Source organism: Citrobacter sp. CK185, assembly GCF_030333565.1.
Lineage (GTDB): Bacteria > Pseudomonadota > Gammaproteobacteria > Enterobacterales > Enterobacteriaceae > Citrobacter_B > Citrobacter_B koseri.
This window is the reverse complement of sequence record NZ_JAOWFR010000020.1, coordinates 117,263-133,844: the sequence shown is the minus strand read 5'-3', so window position 1 is coordinate 133,844 and position 16,582 is coordinate 117,263. Positions and strand designations below refer to the sequence as shown.

Below are 16,582 nucleotides of genomic sequence, written 5' to 3'. Positions count from 1 at the left end.
TGTTGTTATCTCCCTTAATCAAACTTCATACGCGTGGCTTTCAGGTTCACGATGGCCAGCGCGCCAACCAGCAGGAAGATCAGCGTGGCGATCGCGGCCGCCAGACCGAAGTCCTGGCCCCCGCCGCCTTCAAAGGCGATGCGGTAGGTGTAGCTCACGAGCAGGTCGGTATAACCGGCTGGCGTAGTGGTGCCGAGGCGGTCCGGGCCGCCGTTGGTCAGAAGCTGAATCAGTACGAAGTTGTTAAAGTTAAAGGCAAAGCTGGCGATCATCAGCGGCGTCAGCGGCTTAATCAGCAGCGGGAATGTAATCTTAAAGAAGTTCTGGAACGGCCCCGCACCGTCCATTGCCGACGCTTCGTACAGATCGTCTGGAATCGCTTTCAGCAGGCCCATGCAGAGGATCATCATGTACGGATAGCCCAGCCAGGTGTTGACGATAATGACCATCGTGCGGGCGGTGTTCGGGTCGCTGAACCAGGCCGGTTTGAGGCCAAACAGCGCGCTCAGCATCATGTTGATCTCACCAAAGCTCTGGTTGAACAAACCTTTGAAGATCAGAATCGAGATGAACGACGGCACCGCATACGGCAGAATCAGCAGCACGCGGTAAATCGCTTTACCTTTCAGCGCTTCCCACTGTACGAGGCAGGCCAGCACCATCCCAACCGCCACGGTCAGCAGCACGGTGAGAACGGAGAACACCACGGTCCAGACGAAGATCGCGAAGAACGGTTTCTGGATGCCCTCGTCAGTAAAGACGCGGGAGAAATTGTCCCAGCCGATGGTCACGGTGTAGCCTGGGCTCAGTTTTTCGTCGCCCCAGTTGCCGTCCGCGTTGATGGCCTGATAGTAGCCAATATCGTTGTTTGGCCGATACGCCACGCCGCTCTGGTTATTTGTCAGCGTGCCGTCGCTGGCGAGGGTATAGAGCGGCTGGGTGCCGGAAAACTGGCGCAGCGAGCTCATGATGACCTTGCTTTCATCGGGTAAAACGGCGGTAAGCTGGTTCAGCGCCTGACGATTTTGGGTGATGATGCGCAGGTTGGCGCGTTCACCGGTCGGCAGTGCGTCAGTCTCTTTCAGTTGCAATTTTTGTTCGCCGCCGAATTTAAAGGCGTCGGAGAGATAATTCTTGCCGGTTTCGCCGTCAGTGAGGGCCAGTTGCCACTTGTCACCCGCCGGATACAGGCCAAAGTTATAGGTTTTGCCCGCCTGATAAGAACGATCCATCAGCACCTGCTGGGCGCGTTCAAAGGTGAGCTGGTTGGTGCTGCTGTAGTTGGTAAAGGCGATGGCGATAGTGCAGACCAGCGGGAACAGGACAAACAGTCCCATACCGGCCATGCCCGGATAAACATAGCGCCAGGCATAGGTTTTACGATTCGCGAAAATATACAGGCCAGCAGAGCTTAAAATCAGCGTCATGATGGCAAACAGGTACTCCCCTTGTGCGTACATTAAAACTACAAGGTAACCCACCAGCAGGCCCAGCAGACCAATCGCTGACCACTTCAGCGCGTCGCTTTGCCACCAATGTTTCTTTTTAATGACATCCATGGGGATCTTCCTCTACAACTTTGAAATCCTGTAGGTCAGCGTGCCTGATGGCGCTGCGCTTCTCCGGCCTACCTGCTCTGTAGGCCGGAGAAGGCATTGATGCCGCCATCCGGCACACGACCTGAACATTACTTGGTGATACGGCCCTGCGCGTCTTTCAGCGCGGCGTCGACAGTCTGACGACCGCTGGCAGCGTTGATAACTGCCGTACGAACCGCATACCAGAAGGCTGACATCTGCGGAATGTTCGGCATGATTTCGCCTTTCTGGGCGTTATCCATCGTGGCGGCGATACGCGGATCTTTCGCTAACTGATCCTGGAAGGATTTCAGCGCAACCGCGCCCAGCGGTTTGTCCTTGTTCACGACGTCCAGACCCTGATCGGTCAGCAGGTAGTTTTCGAGGAACTCTTTCGCCAGCTCTTTGTTCGGGCTGGCGGCGTTAATGCCCGCGCTCAGCACGCCAACGAACGGTTTAGACGGTTTGCCTTTGAATGTCGGCAGCAGTGTCACGCCGTAATTGATTTTGCTCTTGTCGATGTTTGACCACGCCCACGGACCGTTGATGGTCATCGCCGTTTCGCCTTTGTTAAAGGCGGCTTCCGCGATGGAGTAATCGGTATCGGCGTTCATGTGTTTGTTTTTGATCATATCGACCAGGAAGCCCAGACCGGCTTTCGCCCCTGCGCTGTCTACGCCGACATCTTTCACGTCATACTTACCGTTCTCAAACTTGAACGCGTAACCGCCATCGGCAGCAATCAGCGGCCAGGTGAAGTACGGTTCTTGCAGGTTGAACATCAGCGCGCTCTTACCTTTCGCTTTCAGCTCTTTATCCAACGCCGGGATCTCTTCCCAGGTTTTCGGCGGGTTCGGAACGAGGTCTTTGTTGTAAATCAGGGACAGCGCTTCAACGGCGATCGGGTAGGCGATCAGCTTGCCATTGTAACGCACCGCATCCCAGGTGAACGGATAGAGCTTGTCCTGGAACGCCTGGTCCGGGGTGATCTCAGCCAGCAGGCCAGACTGTGCGTAGCCGCCAAAACGGTCATGCGCCCAGAAGATGATGTCCGGGCCGTCACCGGTGGCCGCAACCTGAGGGAATTTCTCTTCCAGCTTGTCCGGGTGCTCAACGGTGACTTTAATGCCGGTGTCTTGTTCGAATTTTTTGCCCACTTCAGCGAGGCCGTTGTAGCCTTTGTCGCCGTTAATCCAGATAACCAGCTTACCTTCTTCAATCTTGGCGAGAGCCGAGGCGGAAAACATCATCGTCGTCAGTGCGGACAATGCGAGGATGCGTGCGCCAGTTTTGATTTTCATATCTCCCATCCTTTTTGGTGATGTGCTCGTGGATACACAGAGGTGGCTTAACGGTATCTAGTTTCTTTATACGGCAACCTCTTTCCATCCTCCTTACCCCTACGCCCCACCCCTTCTTTATGTGATCTGTGTTGCATAAATGTGAGTAATGCGTGTTGGCGCACATAAAAACACCGCGATTTTTGCAGGTGACATCACGAAATTCCTCGGCGGGGCGCGGCCCGGGTCTCAGACGCTGCTCCCTCATCCTCCCGCCTCCTCCCCCATAAAAAAGCCGGGGGGTGGAGGATTTACGCAATCAAGGGATCACGCATAGTCAGGCCATCATGAATGTTGCTGTCGATGACAGGTTGTAACGAAGGGAGAAGGGCATGGCGAGCGTACAGCTGCGAAATGTAACGAAAGCCTGGGGTGACGTGGTGGTATCGAAAGATATCAATCTCGACATTCACGAAGGGGAATTCGTGGTGTTTGTCGGACCGTCAGGCTGCGGGAAATCGACCTTGCTGCGTATGATCGCCGGACTTGAAACCATCACCAGCGGAGATCTGTTCATTGGGGAAGCCCGTATGAACGACATCCCGCCCGCCGAACGCGGCGTGGGGATGGTTTTCCAGTCCTATGCGCTCTACCCCCACCTGTCCGTGGCAGAAAACATGTCTTTTGGTTTGAAGCTGGCGGGGGCCAAAAAAGAGGTGATGAATCAGCGTGTGAATCAGGTAGCGGAAGTGCTGCAACTGGCGCACCTGCTGGAGCGCAAGCCGAAAGCGCTCTCCGGCGGCCAGCGCCAGCGCGTGGCGATAGGCCGCACGCTGGTGGCGGAACCGCGCGTGTTCCTGCTTGATGAGCCGCTGTCTAACCTTGATGCCGCACTGCGCGTGCAGATGCGTATCGAAATCTCCCGCCTGCATAAGCGTCTGGGCCGCACGATGATTTACGTCACCCACGATCAGGTCGAAGCGATGACGCTGGCCGACAAAATCGTGGTGCTGGATGCCGGCCGCGTGGCGCAGGTCGGTAAGCCGCTGGAGCTGTACCACTATCCGGCGGATCGCTTCGTCGCAGGTTTTATCGGTTCCCCGAAAATGAACTTCCTGCCGGTGAAAGTCACCGCGACCGCTATTGAGCAGGTGCAGGTTGAGCTGCCGAACCGCCAGAACGTCTGGCTGCCGGTAGAAAGCAACGGCGTTCAGGTCGGGGCAAATATGTCTTTAGGTATTCGTCCAGAGCATCTGCTGCCCAGCGACATCGCCGATGTCACCCTGGAAGGCGAGGTTCAGGTCGTCGAACAACTTGGTCACGAAACACAAATTCATATCCAGATCCCCGCCATTCGTCAAAACCTGGTTTACCGCCAGAACGACGTGGTGTTGGTAGAAGAGGGTGCCACATTCGCTATCGGTCTGCCGCCAGAGCGTTGCCATCTGTTCCGTGAAGATGGTTCCGCATGCCGTCGGCTGCATAAGGAGCCGGGCGTTTAAGGTCCCCATTAAAAAAACAAAACGCAAAACCATTCGAGGATGTATCGAGGCGGCAAGTGAAAGAACACCGCCAACAAAGAGGCAGTCCGAAGGGGGACGCGTTTAAAGAAAAGCAATGATCTCAGGAGATAGAATAATGATTACTCTGCGCAAACTTCCTCTGGCGGTTGCCGTCGCAGCAGGCGTTATGTCTGCTCAGGCAATGGCAGTGGATTTCCATGGTTATGCTCGTTCCGGTATCGGCTGGACGGGTAGTGGCGGCGAACAACAATGTTTCCAGGCAACTGGCGCTCAAAGTAAATACCGTCTTGGTAACGAATGTGAAACCTATGCGGAATTGAAACTGGGTCAGGAAGTGTGGAAAGAAGGCGACAAGAGCTTTTATTTCGACACTAACGTGGCCTACTCCGTAGCGCAACAGAATGACTGGGAAGCAACCGATCCGGCGTTCCGTGAAGCCAACGTGCAGGGTAAAAACCTGATTGACTGGCTGCCAGGCTCCACCATCTGGGCGGGTAAGCGCTTCTATCAGCGTCATGACGTTCACATGATCGACTTCTACTACTGGGATATTTCTGGTCCTGGTGCGGGTATCGAAAACATCGACCTGGGCTTCGGTAAACTGTCTCTGGCAGCGACCCGCTCTCAGGAAGCCGGTGGTTCCTACACCTTCAGCAGCCAGGATATTTACAACTCTTCTAAAGACACCGCCAACGACGTCTTCGACGTGCGTTTAGCCGGTCTGGAAACGAACCCGGATGGCGTGCTGGAACTGGGTGTCGACTATGGTCGCGCAAACACCACTGACGATTATCGCCTGGCTGACGGCGCATCTAAAGACGGCTGGATGTTCACTGCTGAACATACCCAGAGCATGCTGAAGGGCTACAACAAGTTTGTGGTTCAGTACGCCACTGACGCGATGACCACGCAGGGTAAAGGTATTCCTCAGGGTTCTTACGGCTCGACTTTTGATATCGGCGAAGGCGATGATCAGCTCCATTATGTCGATCGTTACGTCAATAACAACGGTAAGCTGTGGCGTATTCTGGACCACGGGGCGATCTCTCTGGGCGACCGTTGGGACCTGATGTACGTCGGTATGTTCCAGAAACAGGACCTGGATAACGATCTGGGTACTGACTGGTGGACCGTGGGCGTTCGTCCGATGTTCAAATGGACGCCGATCATGAGCACCCTGCTGGAAGTCGGTTACGACAACGTCAAATCTCAGCAGACTGGCGATCGCAACAACCAGTACAAAATCACCCTGGCGCAACAATGGCAGGCTGGCGACAGCATCTGGTCCCGCCCGGCTATCCGTCTCTTTGCAACCTACGCGAAGTGGGATGAGAAATGGGGCTATATCAAAGATGGCGATAACACATTGCGTTATGCCGCATCGAATAACTCCGGCTTCAACACAACCAGCCGTGGCGACAACGATGAGTGGTCCTTCGGCGCCCAGATGGAAATCTGGTGGTAATACGTGACATAACGAGGGGGGCGCAAGTCCCCCGGTAACGAGATGCAGGCCGGATAAGGCGTAGCCGCTATCCGGCATTATCTGCACCGTTTCTCGCGGTTTAGCGCGCTATTGCCTGGCTACCGCTGAACCCGTGCTATCTGAGGTGATAACAATGAAAATGAAGAAAAGTCTCGTCGCCCTTTGTTTATCGGCGGGGTTGCTGGCAAGCGCACCAGGCATTAGCCTGGCGGATGTAAACTATGTTCCGCAAAACACCAGCGCAGCGCCTGCGATTCCGACCGCCGCACTACAACAACTCACCTGGACGCCTGTCGACCAGTCCAGTACGCAGTCCACACAGCTTTCCACCGGTGGTCAGCGGCTTGACGTCGCCGGTATTACAGGCCCGGTTGCCGCGTATAGCGTACCGGCGAATATCGGTGAGCTTACGCTGACATTGAGCAGCGAAGTTAACAAACAAACCAGCGTATTTGCACCGAACGTGCTGATTCTCGACCAGAACCTGACGCCTTCAGCGTATTTCCCCAGCAGCTACTTTACCTACCAGGCCCCCGGCGTGATGAGCGCGGATCGTCTGGAAGGGGTGATGCGCCTGACGCCTGCGCTGGGCCAGCAGAAGCTGTACGTTCTGGTGTTTACCACCAATAACGATCTCCAGCAGACCACCACGCTGCTTGACCCGGCAAAAGCGTATGCGAAAGGCGTGGGTAATGCCGTCCCGGATATTCCCGATCCGATCGCGCGCCACACGACTGATGGCCTGCTGAAACTGAAAGTGAAAACCAACAGCAGCTCCAGCGTACTGGTTGGCCCGCTGTTTGGTTCTTCCGGTCCGGGACCTGTCACCGTCGGCAACACTGCGGCACCGGCGACCGCCTATACCGCACCAGCCGTTGCCGCGCCAGCGCCTGCCCCGGCGAAGAAAAGCGAGCCAATGCTGAACGATACGGAAAGCTACTTCAACAATGCGATTAAGGACGCGGTAGCGAAAGGTGACGTTGATAAAGCTCTGAAACTGCTTGATGAAGCCGAACGCCTGGGATCGACATCTGCCCGTTCTACGTTTATCAGCAGTGTAAAAGGCAAGGGGTAAGCGTCTCCCCACATTGCTGATTTTGCAACAACTGGTGCGTCTCCTGGCGCACCTTTTTTTTAGCATTCCATGCGAGTTGTTACACTTCTGTTGCGCAACCGATCACTTAATTATGTTTACGCCTCCCGTAATCTCTTTTCTGCGATACAATGCCTTTACGTTATGAAACGGAGAGTACGGCATGTCACACCCTGCGTTAACGCAACTGCGTGCGCTGCGCTATTTTAAAGAGATTCCTGCGCTGGATTCCCGGTTGCTCGACTGGTTACTTCTGGAAGATTCCATGACCAAACGTTTTGAGCAAGAGGGGAAACGGGTAAGCGTGACATTGCTTCGGGAAGCGTTTGTTGGTCCACATGAAGTGGCTGAAGAGGTGGCGCTGCTACCGGTCGAATCCCGCTACTGGTTACGTGAAATTTTGTTATGTGCAGACGGCGAACCCTGGCTTGCCGGGCGTACCGTCGTGCCTGAATCAACGTTGTGCGGCCCTGAGCTGGCCTTACAAAATCTGGGAAAAACGCCGTTAGGGCGCTACCTGTTTACATCATCAACGTTGACCCGAGATTTTATTGAGATTGGTCGTGATGCCGCACTGTGGGGGCGTCGTTCCCGCCTGCGTCTGAGCGGTAAGCCGCTGATGCTTACCGAGCTGTTTTTGCCCGCATCACCGTTGTATTAAGAGGAAAACAAAATGGAGTGGAGTCTGACGCAGAATAAGCTGTTGGCGTTTCACCGCCTGATGCGTACGGATAAGCCAATCGGTGCCTTACTGCTGCTCTGGCCGACATTATGGGCGCTGTGGGTAGCGACGCCGGGAGTGCCGCAACTGTGGATTCTGGCGGTGTTTGTCGCCGGGGTCTGGTTAATGCGCGCCGCCGGTTGCGTGGTCAACGATTATGCCGATCGTAAGTTTGATGGACATGTGAAACGCACGGCCAACCGACCGTTGCCCAGCGGGGCGGTCACGGAGAAAGAGGCGCGTACGCTGTTTGTCGTACTGGTAGCGCTCTCCTTCCTGCTGGTGTTAACGCTGAATACGATGACCATTCTGCTGTCGATTGCGGCGCTGGCGCTGGCGTGGGTCTATCCCTTCATGAAGCGTTACACCCATTTGCCGCAGGTTGTGCTGGGCGCGGCGTTCGGCTGGTCTATTCCTATGGCGTTTGCGGCGGTGAGTGAGTCCGTGCCGCTGAGCTGCTGGCTGATGTTCCTGGCCAATATCCTCTGGGCGGTGGCCTACGACACGCAGTATGCGATGGTTGACCGGGACGACGATCTGAAAATCGGCATTAAATCGACGGCCATTCTGTTCGGGCGACATGACAAACTTATTATCGGGATTTTGCAGATTGCGGTGCTGGCGCTAATGGCGCTGATTGGCTGGCTGAACGGGCTGGGCTGGGGGTATTACTGGTCGGTGCTGGTGGCCGGCGCGCTGTTTGTGTATCAGCAGAAACTGATTATCGGGCGCGAACGTGAAGCCTGTTTTAAAGCGTTTATGAACAATAACTACGTCGGCCTGGTGCTGTTTTTAGGGCTGGCGATGAGTTACGTTGGCTGAAAAAAAGCCCGGTAGCGCTTACCGGGCCTACATAACATATTGCGCAGAACGTAGGCCGGGTAGGGCGAAGCCGCCACCCGGCTTTTTATTGTCACTCGCCCTGCGTTGCGCTCTCAATGGTCAGACGCACATCCGACGTGATCAAATCGGCCAACATCTGATACACCTTCATCGTCTGCTCAGGCTCGGCGTCACCGGTATCGCTGATGTATTTCTCATCACGCAGAGTCAGCACCAGAGAACTGAACACCGCTTTATCGAAGAACTCCGGCGCGTTAATACCGTGCAGAACGGAAAGACGTTGCGCGACCGTGCGGCTCTCTTTTTCCAGCGTACCGCGGTTGATCGACGGATTCGCGCTCAGCAGCCAGAAGGTGATGGCATAGCGTTGCAGCGTTTCGCGCGCGCCAGCCGCCAGCAGTTGCAGCGTGCGAGAATGTGCCGGATTGATATGCAGCTCATCGTTCTGCACGGCGATCAGCCCCTGACGTTGCATCTCACTGCTCAGCGCGTCAATCACGCTGGCAAGCTCATCGTGTTCCCAACGCAGGAACAGTTCCGCTTTCAGCATCGGATAGAGCACGTCAACATGCTGCATCAGCGCGTCACGCGAGATGTGGCGGTGCTGGGTAATGATGGCCGCCATCAGGGAAGGCAGAACCAGCATATGCGCGATGTTGTTGCGATAGTAGGTCATCAACACGGCCTGCTCGCGCGGCAGAATGATGATATCGCCGATAGTGTCTTTCTCGACCTCAAACTTGTTCATCTGCAAGGCGTGGTCGATCAGTTCACTGGCGCTCTGCGCAGGAACCGTAGAATCCGCCGCGTACGGCACGTTGCGCAGCAGACTCAGATAGCAGTCGAGCTGTTCAGTCAGCTGCTCACGGGTCAGAGAGCGCTGGCGGGAAGCCAGCAGCGCGGTGCAGCACAGGTTCATGGCGTTGGCGGCACCGGCGTTGTTAATGCGCACCATCAGATCGGCGGCAATGTTATTCACCGTCGGCGTCAGCCAGGCCGGGCGGATAGACTCGATAGGATCAATGGATTCACGCCACTCCGGCACATGCTGGTTGAGGTAAGTCATCAATGGCATCGGTTCGCCAAAGTTGACGTAGCCCTGGCCCAGATTACGCAGCTTGCTTAAGCCGCGCAGCATCTGTGGCAGGCTCTCTTTTTCTTTCGTCGCGCCACGCAGCTCTTTGGCGTAAGTACCCACTTCCATCACATGCTCATAGCCGATGTAGATCGGCACCAGCGTGATAGGACGCGTGCCGCCGCGCAACATCGCCTGAATGGTCATCGACAGCGTGCCGGTTTTCGGGTCGAGCAGACGACCGGTACGCGAGCGACCGCCTTCGACAAAATATTCGACCGAGTAACCACGGCTGAACAGCTCGCCCAGGTATTCACGGAATACGGTGGAGTAGAGCTTGTTGCCCTTGAAGGTACGACGAATAAAGAACGCGCCCAAACGGCGGAAAATCGGACCCGCCGGCCAGAAGTTCAGGTTGATGCCCGCAGCGATATGCGGCGGCACCAGCCCCTGGTGATACAGCACGTAGGAAAGCAGCATATAGTCCATATGGCTGCGGTGGCAGGGCACATAGACAATTTCATGCCCGTCGTGCGCCAACTGGCGAACGCGCTCGGCGTTATGGACGTTAATCCCCTGATAAAGACGGTTCCAGGTAAAGCCCAGAATACGGTCGGTCAGACGGATCATCTCGTAGGAGAAGTTGGCGGCAATCTCTTCCATCAGTGCAATGGCGTTTTGCTGCGCCTTTTCATGGGAGATTTTTTTGCTGCGCGCTTCATCTTCCACGGCGCGAGCGATGGCTTTTGAAGCCAGCAGCTTGTTAAACAGATCCTGACGGGCAGGCAGACGCGGCCCGACCGCCGCCAGACGTTGACGGGCGAAGTGCATACGCGCCACGCGCGCCAGTTTCTGCGCTATTGTCTTGTCAGTGCCGTGTTCGTCAGCCATCCGACGCAAAGACACGGACGGCGAGAAACGAACAAAGCTGTCGCGTCCCAGCCAGGAGACGGCAAAGAATTTCTGCACGCCGTTCAGCATACGTAAAGGCGGGTTCTCTTCTCCTTTTTCGCGCCCCGGAGAGCGGCCAAACATCACCGATACCGGCACCATTTGCACATCCAGATCGGGATTGCTGCGGTGGAGATCGAGATAGTTGTGGAAAAGCTTAATGGACTCTTCTTTTGGCGTGTAATAGGTGAAGACACGCGGCCCGCCGTGAATAAAGACATAACGCGGCAGCAGCGTTCCGTCGATCTCCAGCGGCTCCAGCGGGTCGGGAAGATCGTGCGCCAGACACTGGGCGCGCAGCGTCAGCAGGTCTGCTTTGGAGTTGTACGGCAATACGTACATAATAGGGCGCGATGTATCAAGCCCCAACTCCGGGGCAGGATCTGCCGGAATAGACTTGCTTTTTACCAGCACGCTTAATGGTAAATTCAGTAATTTGTAGTAAATTCGTGGCCAGCCGGACATAAACGATGTAAAGCCTCTGGTTAATAATGCAAATGCGCTGCAAGGATATCAGAAAGTCTGGTGAATTTCTGGTGTATCCCGTCATACTTCGCGCTGCGTTGCCGTCGCCCGAATCATACGGGCCAACGATATAATTTCATTGACGCTAATAATGCAAAAAGGTTCTTTTAATGGCCAATAATACCACTGGATTCACCCGAATCATTAAAGCCGCAGGCTATTCCTGGAAAGGTTTTCGCGCCGCATGGGTCAACGAAGCGGCGTTTCGCCAGGAAAGCATCGCCGTGCTGGCAGGTGTGCTGATTGCCTGCTGGCTGGATGTGGATGCCATTACTCGCGTACTGCTGATTGGTTCTGTGATGCTGGTGATGATTGTTGAAATCCTTAACAGCGCCATTGAAGCTGTTGTTGACCGTATTGGCTCTGAATACCATGAACTCTCCGGTCGCGCGAAGGACATGGGGTCTGCGGCGGTGCTACTGTCTATTTTCGTCGCGCTGATGACCTGGGGTCTCCTGCTATGGTCACATTTCCGCTAAGGTTTTTTCGATAAAGATTCCATAACGGTATAAAACTCCTGTTTTCTGCGCAGTTTATGGTTCCAAAATCACCTTTAGCTGTATATACTCACAGCATAACTGTATATACACCCAGGGGGCGGAATGAAAGCGTTAACGGCCAGGCAGCAAGAGGTGTTTGATCTCATTCGGGATCACATCAGCCAGACAGGTATGCCACCAACGCGTGCGGAGATCGCGCAGCGTTTGGGGTTCCGTTCCCCAAACGCCGCTGAAGAACACCTGAAAGCGCTGGCGCGTAAAGGGGTGATTGAAATTGTTTCCGGCGCATCGCGCGGTATTCGCCTGCTTCTGGACGAAGAAGAAGGGTTGCCGCTGGTCGGTCGCGTCGCCGCCGGTGAACCGCTGCTGGCGCAGCAGCATATCGAAGGCCATTATCAGGTCGATCCTTCGCTGTTTAAACCCAATGCTGATTTTCTGCTGCGTGTTAGCGGCATGTCGATGAAAGATATCGGAATTATGGACGGCGATCTGCTGGCGGTGCATAAAACTCAGGATGTCCGTAACGGCCAGGTGGTTGTGGCGCGTATTGACGATGAAGTCACGGTAAAACGCCTGAAAAAACAGGGCAATAAAGTTGAACTTTTGCCAGAAAACAGCGAATTTAAACCGATCGTGGTTGACCTGCGTGAGCAGAGCTTCACCATCGAAGGACTGGCGGTAGGCGTTATCCGTAACGGTGAATGGCTGTAATCAGGCGCTGGCACAACGCCTGATGGCGCTGCGCTTATCAGGCCTACAAATATCCCCGTAGGCCGGATAAGGCATTTACGCCGCTATCCGGCAAATGTGCCCATAGTACCGTAGGCCGGATACGGCGTTTATGCCGCCATCCGGCAAATGTACCCGTAGTACCGTAGGCCGGATAAGGCGTTTACGCCGCCATCCAGCAAATGTACCCGTAGTACCGTAGGCCGGATAAGGCATTTATGCCGCCATCCGGCAAATGTGTCCGTAGTACCGTAGGCCGGATAAGGCATTTATGCCGCCATCCGGCGATTAATCGATTGGTTTATTTGACTTTTTCTCAGGCTCATCTGCATGCCTTTCTTCACATCCTCTGATAAAGCACTCTGGCGCCTCGCCTTACCCATGATTTTTTCCAACATCACCGTCCCCTTACTGGGTTTGGTGGATACGGCTGTTATTGGTCATCTCGATAGCCCCGTCTACTTGGGTGGTGTTGCCATTGGCGCAACCGCAACCAGCTTCCTTTTCATGCTGTTGCTCTTCTTACGCATGAGCACTACCGGGTTAACGGCGCAGGCCTTTGGCGCGAAAAATCCGCAAGCGCTGGCGAGAGCGTTGGTGCAACCACTCATCCTGGCGCTGAGCGCGGGGGCGCTGATTGCGCTGCTGCGCACGCCGATTATCGATCTGGCATTGCATATCGTTGGCGGTAGCGAAGCGGTGCTGGAGCAGGCAAGACGCTTTCTGGCGATCCGCTGGCTGAGTGCCCCGGCATCTCTGGCGAATCTGGTTTTGCTTGGTTGGCTGCTTGGCGTTCAGTACGCCCGTGCGCCGGTTATCCTGCTGATTGTCGGGAATATCCTGAACATCGTTCTCGACCTGTGGCTGGTTATGGGGCTGCACATGAACGTGCAGGGGGCTGCGATGGCGACGGTCATCGCTGAATATGCCACGCTGTTAATTGGTCTGCTGATGGTACGCAAAGTCCTTCATCTGCGCGGAGTCTCTCCCGGTATGTTGAAACAAGCCTGGCGCGGAAACTTCCGTCGTTTGCTGGCGCTTAATCGCGACATCATGCTGCGTTCGCTGCTGCTGCAACTCTGTTTTGGCGCAATCACGGTACTGGGCGCCCGTATGGGAAGCGATATCATTGCGGTGAATGCCGTTCTTATGACGTTGCTGACCTTTACTGCCTATGCGCTGGACGGCTTCGCCTATGCGGTAGAAGCCCATTCGGGTCAGGCTTATGGCGCGCGGGACGGCAGCCAGCTACTGGACGTATGGCGGGCGGCGTGTCGCCAGTCGGGAATTGTGGCGCTGCTGTTTGCGCTGGTTTATGTGCTGGCGGGGGAGTACATCATCGCACTGCTGACTTCGCTGCCGCAGATTCAGCTTCTGGCCGATCGCTATCTTATCTGGCAGGTGATTCTGCCGCTGGTGGGCGTCTGGTGCTATTTGCTGGACGGTATGTTTATCGGGGCGACGCGGGCGGCTGAAATGCGTAACAGCATGGCTGTCGCCGCAGCCGGGTTTGCGCTCACCCTACTGACGATACCGCTGCTGGGGAACCACGGACTGTGGCTTGCGCTAACCGTTTTTCTGGCGCTTCGTGGGCTTTCTCTGGCATTTATCTGGCGGCGACACTGGCGAAAAGGGACCTGGTTTGCCTGAGTCCGGTGGTTAAAAACTCTGAATTAAAAAACGAAGGCCGAATCACTGACTACAATTAATCTCACGTTCAGCAGAAAACGTAATGCGTTTGAGCGACGTTCTCCCGCTATTCACAACCGAACGATGAGGACTTGATGATGAATAAAGACGAAATCGGCGGCAACTGGAAACAGTTTAAAGGTAAAGTGAAAGAGCAATGGGGCAAACTGACCGATGACGATATGACAGTCATCGAAGGTAAGCGTGATCAACTGGTGGGTAAAGTCCAGGAACGCTATGGTTACGCAAAAGATGAGGCGGAAAAAGAAGTGAAAGAATGGGAAAACCGTAACGACTACCGCTGGTAATCAACTTCTCCTGCCCGTGAGTACAAGGACGTACTCCCCTCTGTTCAACGTACTTGCTTTGGGCGGCGTCTGCGGATTAGCCGCCCGATTCATTTAACGTGGTTTCTTCTTCACCAGAATAGAATGGTCGTGCTGGCACTCGCCGGGGTGGCGACAGGCTTCGACTTCCACACACGCCGGGCATAACCCGTGTGCTTCAATCACGTTATGGCGCAGAGCGAACCCCATTTTTGCCGCCAGCGTATGCATAATGTCTTCCACGCCTTCAGCACACTCCTCTTTTACCACACCACAACGGTCGCAGATAAACATGGCCGAGCTATGGGTCGGCTGATCGAACAGGTGACAGAGCACGTAGCTGTTGGTGGATTCGACCTTGTGAACAAAACCCTGCTCAAGCAGAAAATCGAGCGCACGATACACCGTCGGCGGTTTGGCCTGCGGCTCCGTTTCACGCAGCAGATCCAGCAGGTCATAGGCGCTGATCGCGCCTTCCTGCAGACTCATCAGACGCAACACTTCGAGGCGCTGGGGTGTCAGCCGCACATTGCGTTGCGCACAGAGTTTTTCAGCTTGCGCTAAAAGCTCTTGCGTGGTGGTCTTTTCCATGTGGCACCTCGGATTGCGTGAAAGGTTAATCTTCTACTTTACCATGTTCTGCGTGAAACGCCGAGAAGCAGCCCTAACGATATATCGTCAGCTAATCTTTCAGTGGGCTGTGCTATAGTAGCGCCCCAAATTCACCAGATGCTTAAAATTTCGCCATGTCTACAGAATCACAGTTCGCTTTTCCTGCTCATCGTTTTTCTATCGCGCCGATGCTCGACTGGACGGACAGACATTGCCGCTACTTCCTGCGTCTGCTGTCTCGCCAGACGTTGCTCTATACCGAGATGGTAACTACCGGGGCGATCATTCATGGCAAAGGCGACTATCTGGCATACAGCGAGGAAGAGCATCCGGTGGCGTTGCAGCTTGGCGGCAGCGATCCGTCGGCGCTGGCGCAATGCGCGAAACTGGCGCAGGCGCGAGGATATGACGAAATTAACCTTAACGTAGGCTGCCCGTCTGACCGTGTACAAAACGGCATGTTTGGCGCCTGTCTGATGGGAAATGCGCAACTGGTGGCGGATTGCGTGAAGGCGATGCGGGACGTAGTGTCGATCCCGGTAACGGTCAAAACCCGTATCGGTATTGACGATCAGGATAGCTACGAATTTCTCTGTGACTTCATCAATACGGTCGCCGGTAAAGGCGAATGCGAGATGTTTATTATCCACGCGCGCAAGGCCTGGCTCTCCGGGCTCAGCCCGAAGGAAAACCGCGAGATCCCGCCGCTGGATTACCCGCGCGTTTACCAGTTAAAGCGTGACTTCCCGCATCTGACCATGTCCATCAACGGCGGTATTACGTCGCTGGAAGAGGCGAAAGCGCATCTGGAGCATATGGATGGCGTGATGATCGGGCGCGAAGCCTATCAAAACCCGGGTATTCTGGCCTCCGTTGACCGTGAGATCTTTGGCGCGACCACGGCGGATGCCGATCCTGTGGCTGTCGTTCGCGCCATGTATCCGTACATTGAGCGTGAACTGAGCCAGGGGACATACCTCGGGCATATTACCCGTCATATGCTGGGGCTGTTTCAGGGGATTCCTGGCGCGCGCCAGTGGCGCCGTTATCTGAGCGAAAATGCCCATAAAGCAGGCGCCGACATTGACGTGCTGGAACATGCGCTGAAACGGGTGGCGGATAAGCGTTAAGTTCTCACTAAAAGTTAGTCAATTTCACCACGCCCTGCGCACAGTCGCGGGGCGTTTTGTTTGCAAATCAATAGATTAATTTTGGCATGTTTCTTGTAATGGTCTGAATATGTCGGCCCGCAAAGCGCTACGCCACTGGGCATTCCATATTCAGGGGGAATCATGCTGGAACTACTTTTTGTGATGGGCTTTTTTATCATGCTGATGGCCACCGGCGTGTCATTGTTGGGGATTCTGGCCGCGCTGATGGTGGCGACCGCCGTGATGTTCCTGGGCGGGATGTTTGCGTTGGTGATCAAACTGCTGCCGTGGTTGCTGTTGGCTGTTGCCGTGGTGTGGGTCATCAAAGCGGTAAAAACGCCAAAAATCCCACAGTATCAGCGCAATAACCGTCGGTTTTACTAAGGTATTGTGCAGAGGATCACAACCTGTAACTTTCTTCTTAGAAGCAAATAGGAATTGATTATCAAATCTGTCACTATTGCGCGGCTAATGAATTCATCGAGCTGTACCCTACATACA

At 54.9% G+C, this 16,582-nt stretch carries 15 protein-coding genes; 11 read left to right on the top strand and 4 right to left on the bottom strand.

What is annotated here, in order from left to right; translation table 11 throughout:
- Positions 1-14: 14 nt before the first annotated feature.
- Together malF and malE are read right to left on the bottom strand one after the other, a co-directional pair.
- Positions 15-1,559 carry a maltose ABC transporter permease MalF gene (gene malF, locus OGV79_RS05045; RefSeq protein ID WP_110494807.1) on the bottom strand — a complete coding sequence of 515 codons (1,545 nt, stop codon included), beginning with the start codon at positions 1,557-1,559 and terminating at the stop codon, positions 15-17.
- A 128-nt stretch (positions 1,560-1,687) separates the two neighbouring features.
- On the bottom strand, positions 1,688-2,878 hold the full coding sequence (gene malE, locus OGV79_RS05040; RefSeq protein WP_049012001.1) for a maltose/maltodextrin ABC transporter substrate-binding protein MalE: 1,191 nt from the start codon (positions 2,876-2,878) through the stop codon (positions 1,688-1,690).
- A gap of 371 nt (positions 2,879-3,249) precedes the next feature.
- Between malE and malK the strand changes: the two genes are divergently transcribed.
- The 5 genes from malK to ubiA all read left to right on the top strand — a co-directional run bounded on the left by malK (position 3,250) and on the right by ubiA (position 8,502).
- On the top strand, positions 3,250-4,359 hold the full coding sequence (gene malK, locus OGV79_RS05035) for a maltose/maltodextrin ABC transporter ATP-binding protein MalK (protein WP_012134650.1): 1,110 nt from the start codon (positions 3,250-3,252) through the stop codon (positions 4,357-4,359).
- A gap of 133 nt (positions 4,360-4,492) precedes the next feature.
- Positions 4,493-5,845 (top strand): maltoporin, encoded by a 1,353-nt coding sequence (locus OGV79_RS05030; protein ID WP_024130837.1) that lies wholly within the window; start codon positions 4,493-4,495, stop codon positions 5,843-5,845.
- A 154-nt stretch (positions 5,846-5,999) separates the two neighbouring features.
- On the top strand, positions 6,000-6,941 hold the full coding sequence (malM, locus tag OGV79_RS05025) for a maltose operon protein MalM (protein WP_060815933.1): 942 nt from the start codon (positions 6,000-6,002) through the stop codon (positions 6,939-6,941).
- Between the two features lie 181 nt (positions 6,942-7,122).
- Positions 7,123-7,620 (top strand): chorismate lyase, encoded by a 498-nt coding sequence (gene ubiC, locus OGV79_RS05020; RefSeq protein WP_012134646.1) that lies wholly within the window; start codon positions 7,123-7,125, stop codon positions 7,618-7,620.
- A 12-nt stretch (positions 7,621-7,632) separates the two neighbouring features.
- Positions 7,633-8,502, top strand: coding sequence for a 4-hydroxybenzoate octaprenyltransferase (ubiA, locus tag OGV79_RS05015; protein ID WP_049011994.1), 870 nt, complete (start codon positions 7,633-7,635; stop codon positions 8,500-8,502).
- A gap of 91 nt (positions 8,503-8,593) precedes the next feature.
- On the opposite strand, the gene plsB is transcribed toward ubiA, so the two are convergent.
- A complete protein-coding gene (gene plsB, locus OGV79_RS05010; protein WP_049011993.1) occupies positions 8,594-11,014 on the bottom strand; it encodes a glycerol-3-phosphate 1-O-acyltransferase PlsB in 2,421 nt (806 codons plus the stop codon).
- 170 nt (positions 11,015-11,184) lie between these two features.
- On the opposite strand from plsB, the gene OGV79_RS05005 reads away from it, so the two are divergent.
- The 4 genes from OGV79_RS05005 to OGV79_RS04990 all read left to right on the top strand — a co-directional run bounded on the left by OGV79_RS05005 (position 11,185) and on the right by OGV79_RS04990 (position 14,300).
- A complete protein-coding gene (locus OGV79_RS05005; RefSeq protein ID WP_012134643.1) occupies positions 11,185-11,553 on the top strand; it encodes a diacylglycerol kinase in 369 nt (122 codons plus the stop codon).
- A 123-nt stretch (positions 11,554-11,676) separates the two neighbouring features.
- Entirely contained in the window at positions 11,677-12,285 is a 609-nt protein-coding gene (lexA, locus tag OGV79_RS05000) for a transcriptional repressor LexA (protein WP_012134642.1), read from the top strand.
- Positions 12,286-12,633: 348 nt separating this feature from the next.
- Positions 12,634-13,953 carry an MATE family efflux transporter DinF gene (gene dinF / locus OGV79_RS04995; RefSeq protein WP_058668407.1) on the top strand — a complete coding sequence of 440 codons (1,320 nt, stop codon included), beginning with the start codon at positions 12,634-12,636 and terminating at the stop codon, positions 13,951-13,953.
- 137 nt (positions 13,954-14,090) lie between these two features.
- Complete coding sequence (locus OGV79_RS04990) at positions 14,091-14,300, top strand: CsbD family protein (RefSeq protein ID WP_024130835.1); 210 nt, start codon at positions 14,091-14,093, stop codon at positions 14,298-14,300.
- 93 nt (positions 14,301-14,393) lie between these two features.
- Here OGV79_RS04990 and zur read toward each other — a convergent pair whose 3' ends face one another.
- The gene (zur, locus tag OGV79_RS04985) at positions 14,394-14,909 is read right to left on the bottom strand and encodes a zinc uptake transcriptional repressor Zur (RefSeq protein ID WP_012134638.1); all 516 of its coding nucleotides are present in this window, start codon (positions 14,907-14,909) and stop codon (positions 14,394-14,396) included.
- Positions 14,910-15,064: 155 nt separating this feature from the next.
- On the opposite strand from zur, the gene dusA reads away from it, so the two are divergent.
- A complete protein-coding gene (gene dusA, locus OGV79_RS04980) occupies positions 15,065-16,060 on the top strand; it encodes a tRNA dihydrouridine(20/20a) synthase DusA (RefSeq protein ID WP_110494804.1) in 996 nt (331 codons plus the stop codon).
- A gap of 162 nt (positions 16,061-16,222) precedes the next feature.
- Positions 16,223-16,465: an envelope stress response protein PspG gene (gene pspG, locus OGV79_RS04975; RefSeq protein WP_012134631.1), complete on the top strand. Its 243-nt coding sequence runs from the start codon at positions 16,223-16,225 to the stop codon at positions 16,463-16,465.
- The last annotated feature ends 117 nt before the right edge of the window (positions 16,466-16,582 follow it).

What these genes read in the sequence shown, in the direction of transcription:
- ubiA (WP_049011994.1), top strand. Translation starts at nt 7,633, where the DNA reads ATGGAGTGGAGTCTGACGCAGAATAAGCTGTTGGCGTTTCACCGCCTG.
- ubiC (WP_012134646.1), top strand. Translation starts at nt 7,123, where the DNA reads ATGTCACACCCTGCGTTAACGCAACTGCGTGCGCTGCGCTATTTTAAA.
- malE (WP_049012001.1), bottom strand. Translation starts at nt 2,878, where the DNA reads ATGAAAATCAAAACTGGCGCACGCATCCTCGCATTGTCCGCACTGACG.
- OGV79_RS05005 (WP_012134643.1), top strand. Translation starts at nt 11,185, where the DNA reads ATGGCCAATAATACCACTGGATTCACCCGAATCATTAAAGCCGCAGGC.
- malF (WP_110494807.1), bottom strand. Translation starts at nt 1,559, where the DNA reads ATGGATGTCATTAAAAAGAAACATTGGTGGCAAAGCGACGCGCTGAAG.
- malM (WP_060815933.1), top strand. Translation starts at nt 6,000, where the DNA reads ATGAAAATGAAGAAAAGTCTCGTCGCCCTTTGTTTATCGGCGGGGTTG.
- OGV79_RS04990 (WP_024130835.1), top strand. Translation starts at nt 14,091, where the DNA reads ATGAATAAAGACGAAATCGGCGGCAACTGGAAACAGTTTAAAGGTAAA.
- plsB (WP_049011993.1), bottom strand. Translation starts at nt 11,014, where the DNA reads ATGTCCGGCTGGCCACGAATTTACTACAAATTACTGAATTTACCATTA.
- dinF (WP_058668407.1), top strand. Translation starts at nt 12,634, where the DNA reads ATGCCTTTCTTCACATCCTCTGATAAAGCACTCTGGCGCCTCGCCTTA.
- malK (WP_012134650.1), top strand. Translation starts at nt 3,250, where the DNA reads ATGGCGAGCGTACAGCTGCGAAATGTAACGAAAGCCTGGGGTGACGTG.
- dusA (WP_110494804.1), top strand. Translation starts at nt 15,065, where the DNA reads ATGTCTACAGAATCACAGTTCGCTTTTCCTGCTCATCGTTTTTCTATC.
- pspG (WP_012134631.1), top strand. Translation starts at nt 16,223, where the DNA reads ATGCTGGAACTACTTTTTGTGATGGGCTTTTTTATCATGCTGATGGCC.
- lexA (WP_012134642.1), top strand. Translation starts at nt 11,677, where the DNA reads ATGAAAGCGTTAACGGCCAGGCAGCAAGAGGTGTTTGATCTCATTCGG.
- zur (WP_012134638.1), bottom strand. Translation starts at nt 14,909, where the DNA reads ATGGAAAAGACCACCACGCAAGAGCTTTTAGCGCAAGCTGAAAAACTC.